The sequence below is a fragment of the Calothrix rhizosoleniae SC01 genome, from assembly GCF_900185595.1.
GTDB lineage: Bacteria > Cyanobacteriota > Cyanobacteriia > Cyanobacteriales > Nostocaceae > Calothrix_A > Calothrix_A rhizosoleniae.
Genome location: NZ_FYBH01000011.1, coordinates 1 through 6,017, shown reverse-complemented (window position 1 = coordinate 6,017; position 6,017 = coordinate 1). Strand labels below are relative to the sequence as shown.

Annotated in this window: 4 protein-coding genes and 1 pseudogene; 1 reads left to right on the top strand and 4 read right to left on the bottom strand. The window is 40.9% G+C overall.

Annotation, left to right across the window (positions count from 1 at the left end; translation table 11 throughout):
• Nucleotides 1-139 precede the first annotated feature (139 nt).
• Entirely contained in the window at nucleotides 140-928 is a 789-nt protein-coding gene (locus tag CALSC_RS00440) for a peroxiredoxin-like family protein (protein WP_088239473.1), read from the top strand.
• A 213-nt stretch (nucleotides 929-1,141) separates the two neighbouring features.
• Here the strand turns inward: CALSC_RS00440 and CALSC_RS00435 are convergent, their stop codons facing one another.
• The 4 genes and pseudogenes from CALSC_RS00435 to CALSC_RS27190 form a co-directional block, all read right to left on the bottom strand.
• Nucleotides 1,142-2,347, bottom strand: a complete 1,206-nt coding sequence (locus CALSC_RS00435) for a protein kinase domain-containing protein (protein ID WP_088239472.1) — start codon at nucleotides 2,345-2,347, stop codon at nucleotides 1,142-1,144.
• Nucleotides 2,348-2,387: 40 nt separating this feature from the next.
• Nucleotides 2,388-4,394 (bottom strand): serine/threonine phosphatase, encoded by a 2,007-nt coding sequence (locus CALSC_RS00430; RefSeq protein ID WP_088239471.1) that lies wholly within the window; start codon nucleotides 4,392-4,394, stop codon nucleotides 2,388-2,390.
• A gap of 304 nt (nucleotides 4,395-4,698) precedes the next feature.
• Entirely contained in the window at nucleotides 4,699-5,724 is a 1,026-nt protein-coding gene (locus tag CALSC_RS00425; protein ID WP_235006630.1) for a PAS domain-containing sensor histidine kinase, read from the bottom strand.
• An 8-nt stretch (nucleotides 5,725-5,732) separates the two neighbouring features.
• Nucleotides 5,733-6,017: pseudogene (locus CALSC_RS27190) on the bottom strand (PAS domain-containing sensor histidine kinase); the annotation flags it as partial.

Here is a 6,017-nt window from a genome sequence, read left to right as displayed (position 1 = left end):
TTAAAATAAGGTTATGAAAAAATGAAAGTTAATAAAATTGCTCATATATAAAAATGGCAGCAATATCTTTCAACTTTCATATTTTGTCCCACAATATAATTGAGAAAATAAAAATCTGAAGACTGTCGCTCTTAGCTCAATGAATACCCAAACACACTCCTCAGATATTTACTCAATTTTGAGCCGAACTCAACGCTTACGAGTTAGGAATGGCGAGATTAAACCTGTTTTAGATGGTTGCTCCCATAGTTCACAGTTACTCATACTTATTTGGTCCCAGTTGGGAGACTTTGATAATTTAGAATACGCTTGGTGGCTGCAAAAAGAAAAGGAAAAGCTTTCTGCTAGAGGAATCACAGTTCGTGCAATTGGCATTGGAAACCGCAATTCTGGGATTAAATTTTGTGAATATACGGGATTCCCTCAAGAATGGCTGTTCATGGATCCTAAGGCTGAGATTCACGCTACTTTAGGGCTTTATCGTGGCTTGTCGATCCAATTCCCCATGCTATCAACTGCACAAAAATCTTGGCTGAATTTAATCCTCATGTGTGCTGGGATTGGTAGTCCCGGAACTTTAAAGGAAGTTTTTCGGGGTTACAAAGGTGACAAGCAAGCTCCTCAATTAATTGCTGATGAGGAAGTTGTCAAGGATACACCTTTACCACCAATCAAAGGTTCATTCTTTGCAACTGCGGGAGGAAAAGGATTTCAACGTCCTTTTGAGCTAGCAACCCTACGCCTGAGAAACATGACCGAAGTTTTGAGCAACTGGAATACTTATGTCCCAGATTCATCTTATTTGACACAACGGGGAGGAACTTTCCTCTTTGATGTTCAGGGAGAATTAATTTATCAACATCGCGATCGCGGTATTCTTGGTTTTGCTGAAAATATGAGCAACCCCTTATCTTTTTTGGATCAATAAAAAGCTTTTCTATTGTTCAACCCCCGTTGGTGTAGGGTGTGGGGTTTAGGGAAACAGACAGCCCCAAAAGCCCATGGGATAAAAGCTCCGTCCTTTTCAAGACGATTGTTTTTGTCGGAGTTCAAGCTTCTGACCAAAAAAGAAAAGGATACAAGCCCCCAAATTTATTTGTGACAGCTCCCCTATTCCCTACTCCCTACTCCCTACCCCCTATCATTGGCATGTCTCTAACGCCGCAGCTAACTCCTTAGCTGTTTGATAGCGATCGCGTGGTAGAGGCTCTGTAACCTTCTCAATGATTTTTCTGAGTTTTGGTGTAATCGTGGGCACATTTTCCACATTAAAGCGAAAACTCCTGCCTCGCAGGCGATAAAATTTGAAAGGATTTTCCCCCGTGAGTAAAAATATCAGGGTAGGGCCAATGGCATATAAATCTGATTGTGTCAGAGGTTGACCCCTTTCCTGCTCAGGAGCACAGTATCCTTCTGCACCAATGCGAGTGCCAGGAGTAGTACCAATTTCTTTCACAGCTCCAAAATCCAAGACTACGATATGATTATTAGAACTGCGTACCATTAAATTAGCAGGTTTAATATCCCGGTGAATTAAAGGTGGCTCTTGACTATGGAGATAACCTAAGATATCGCAGGTTTCAATCATCCAAACGATCGCTTGATAAGGCAGAATTGGTCCAGTGAGCAGGATCATTTTTTCTAAATCTTGGCCATGAACCAGCTCCATTGCCAAGTATTTTTTACCCCCTTCCACAAAAAAATCATAATATTCAGGAATGCCGGGATGATGAAGAGACTTGAGGGTATGAGCTTCCCGCTCAAATAACTCCCTTGCCTTTGCCACCTTTGCCATGTCAGCATTCATTTGTTTCAAAACTAATAATTGGGGCTTCCCTGCAACCATTCTTACCCCATTCCAGGCCAAATAGGTAGTACCCATTCCCCCCTTGCCTAACGTTCGCAATACTTGGTAATTGCGAATAGTCTTTTGTACTGACAGAGGTTGGCCACAATGAATACAAAATAGATTTTCTGGTGCATTTCCTTCGTGAGTACAACTAGAACTCACAGGGTTATTAACACTTTGGTTGAGTATAATTGGTTGGATTTGAAATTGCAGCAGAGGACCACCCTTTGCCAATTGCAGGAGGGAATTATCTAATAAGGGACTTTGATGAATCAAAGTCCCATTTAAAAAAGTTCCATTCGTACCATGACTAATTACCTGCCAACCATCACCACTTCCATTACGCCGAATTTCTAAATGATGCCGGGAAACTAAACTATCCGTTAATACGACGTGATTATCCGCCGAACGACCAACCCGAATTACGGACTCATTCTCAAAGCACCACTGATCGAGTGGTATTTGTTTTTGCGCTTCTAGCAGGGTCAGACTAACCACAATAACGGGATAAAAACTAAAAGGTAAAAGACAAGCATATTTAATACGGACTATTGAAAATCGGACGAACTTTTGCCCGGATTAACACCGCCGTAATATTATCATGACCATTATATTCATTTGCTAAATCAATTAAGTCTTGGACACCCCTGTCAAGATTTACCCCAGAACTCAACAAAGGTAGTAGGTGAGTTTCCCAATTGGTTTCTAGTACATCATTGTCCGATAACCCATCAGACACAAGGACAAACAGCGTATCTTCATTAATCTCCAAAAATTGCACATCAGGATTGAGAGAGCTAGCATCACGGGGGCCAAGGGCTTGGGTTAATTGGTAAGCATCTGGACGAGCGTAAGCAATACTTGCTTCTATTCCCCTAGCAATTTCCCTTTGACCAACTTCATGGTCTACTGTCACCTGTTCTAATCCCTGCTTGCGAGTTAAACGGTAAAGGCGACTGTCTCCCACATGGGCAACTACTACCTTATTTCCCTGGATGAGCAGCATCACTAGAGTTGTACCCATGCGACCTACACCAGAACGGGCATCGCTTTGATTTAAGTTAAAAATAGCTTGATTGGCAGCAATTACACCCTGACGAATTACTTCTTCATTCGGTAGTTGCTTCTGGCTCCAATGGGTTTGAAAATACTCTCGCAGGGTATTGACAGCTAACTCACTTGCTACTTCCCCACCAGCATGTCCCCCCATGCCATCACAGAGGACATATAAGCCACGGGCTTTTAGGTTTCTACTTTTTGGCAATTCAACTTTACTAATTTCGGTTTCAATGCCAAAACAGTCTTCATTATGATTTCTTTGCTTACCTACATCAGTACAGCCAGCATCATCCAAACTACTTAACTGCATTGGTAAGTTAACTGTAGGCGAATCATCAGTAATTGCCGTATTCTCTTCTAGAGGCTCTAATTGCAGGACAGTAGCTGAAGTAGGCATTTTCTCAATATTTCCATGTTCCTCCTCCACAACATTTTGTGTATCATTATTGTCATGGCTAGGTTCTGAGGAACTATCTTGTACCTCATCGGCAATCTCTCCCAAACGAGATTGCAAATCCGTTATAGAGAGAATCTTACCTTGCTTTAAATCTGCCAACAGATTTAACATTGAGCCAAATTGGGTGCGTTGGGATTTACTAAACAGACTATGCCATGATTTTCCTAAAGCTTGCAGAGTGATAGGCGACTTTTCTCCATTGCCATTCGAGTCTGGAGATATATCCTGAGTGAGATGGGCATCTCCTACATATAAACGCTGTAATGCCAATGATTGATCTTCATCTAAACGTAAATTAGATAATTCTAGAAGACTAGAACAAGCATCAAAAGGTATTAACAACTCCCAGAGCTGGGTAATTCGATAAAAACACTCCAAAATTTGCAACGAAGTAGTGCTATCTTCTTGCCACAATTGCAGCAAGGATTGCCAATGAGAGCGATCCTCCAGTAGCACTACCTCCATCCCATCTTGTTGCCAAGCATCATGAATTGGGGGAATACCCTTATGCAATTGAGGTTGGAGGGCGATATATGTTTGAGCCCAGGAGGGTACATTCCCAGAATTTTCAGCTATGGAGTTGGGTAAATCCTGGGACTGTTTAGTTAATATCACTTTTAAGGGAGTGATTTGATATGGTTGACAGTCCAGAACACGGACACATAACTCCCTATGGGTAGATAATTCCTCTGTATTCGGTAGAGGTTCTAGTAATTGATAACGCTGTTGGTAATCTAAGTAATCACCAATCATTAAGGGCTGAGGAGTCGTGGGAGACTCTGTTAATTCTGGGTTTTCTAATTTTTGAGATTCTCCCTCTAATTTTTGGGCTGGCAAAGAATTATTTTTAACAATTAATGCTGTGCGGACAGTGCCGCACACTGCACCACATACATGACATTTTTCAGCATTGGTGGCAACATCAACACCACATTCAGGACATACCCTTTGGTTTAAGGACGTGCCACAGTTTTGACAGAATTTATGATTATTGGGATTTTCAAACTGACAATCAGGGCAAATTAGCATTATGGAAATTCCTTAATTCCCGTTCCAGGGTGCTTGTAGCCAATTATAATTCAAGGTTTTACGGTTGTAATTCACTTCCCAAAAACATTTGAGGAAGATTATGTTGTACTATGATTTTTGCTGGCAGTCTCCATTGTTACTCATAGTAACTAGAAGCTCAAGGAAATTGACAAGTAGTATATGGATTCACCTGAATCCTGACATCCAAGCTAACACGCTGTGCATATTTCAACACATATCTTTAAGTTTACTATTTTTCTAAATTACCGATTCCCAGAGATTCCTAGGAATTCAAACACCAAGGCTAATCTTCCTGCTGGGTAAGGGGGAGTTGGACTGTAAAACAGGTAGAATCATATTTGCTTTCTACAAAAATGGTACCTCCTAAATAAATAATTAATTTTTTCACCAGCGCCAAACCTAATCCCGTTCCTCCTTGTTTCCAAGGATCGTTACTGGGAATACGATAGAACTTATCAAAAATTCTCGAAAATTCTGCTGCTGGAATCTCTACACCAAAATTCTCCACTTGAAATTGGATACAATCCAATGATTCTTGGGCATTAATATTAATTTTGCTCCCAGGAGGACTAAATTTACAGGCATTATTCAGTAATTCAATTAAAATTCGCTCCAGACTGAATGGATCACAAATCAAGTTTGGTAAATTAGGGGAGATATTCAAAGATAAATTATGGTCACAGATATAATGACGAGCTTGAAATAAATTTACTACCTTGGTAAGCCATGAATTAACTTCCATAGTTTCCATCACCAAAGGCTCAGTATTACTATCCAGACGCTGTAAATCTAGGAAATTATTAATTAGGTTAATTTCGCGATCGCATTCATTGTTTAAAATTTGAAAATAGCGATTAGCTTTGGATAATTCTGATTCGGAAACTGCTACGGCTAATATGGAGCACGGCTCTTGATTTAAAGCAATACCCAACATTTGAATCGCCATTTTCATATTCGTCAGTGGGGTTCGCAACTCATGGGAAACCGTACTGAGAAATTCATCCTTGAGGCGATTGAGAAGTTCCATCTCCTCTAGCTGTTTTTGGGTGGCTTGCTGACTTGCAGCCAGAGCAACTTCAGCCAACTTACGCTCAGTAATATCTATGGCAGAACCAATATAACCAGCGAAATTGCCCCTGGGGGTAAATCGGGGTATTCCAGTATCTAAAACCCATCGATATTCATTATCAGCACGCTTTAAACGGTACTCCATCTGAAATTTTTCTCGGGTCTTAAATGATAATGTGTAAGTTTTGATACACAAATCTCTATCTTCTGGATGTAATCCTTCCAGCCAACCCCAATCCAATTCCTGCTTCAGACTGCGCCCAGTAAAATCAAGCCATGATTGGTTAAAAAACTATACATGGTGTCCACACCTGACATCCACAGCATGACTGGTGCATGAACTGCCATATTATGAAAGCGTTGCTCACTTTCTCGCAGGCTGTCTTCGGAGCGTTTGTGTTCTGTGATGTCTTCACAAACCATCAAAATCACTGGTGTTTTGCCAATAGATTTGTCCTGAGATTGATGTTCTGCAACCAAACTGCCATTTTCTCGAGGCAAGATGCGTGCTACTACCTTTACCCAAATGACTGT

Bases quoted from the DNA above. Each gene is read 5' to 3' on its own strand.
- CALSC_RS00430 (WP_088239471.1), bottom strand. From the start codon at position 4,394: ATGCTAATTTGCCCTGATTGTCAGTTTGAAAATCCCAATAATCATAAA.
- CALSC_RS00440 (WP_088239473.1), top strand. From the start codon at position 140: ATGAATACCCAAACACACTCCTCAGATATTTACTCAATTTTGAGCCGA.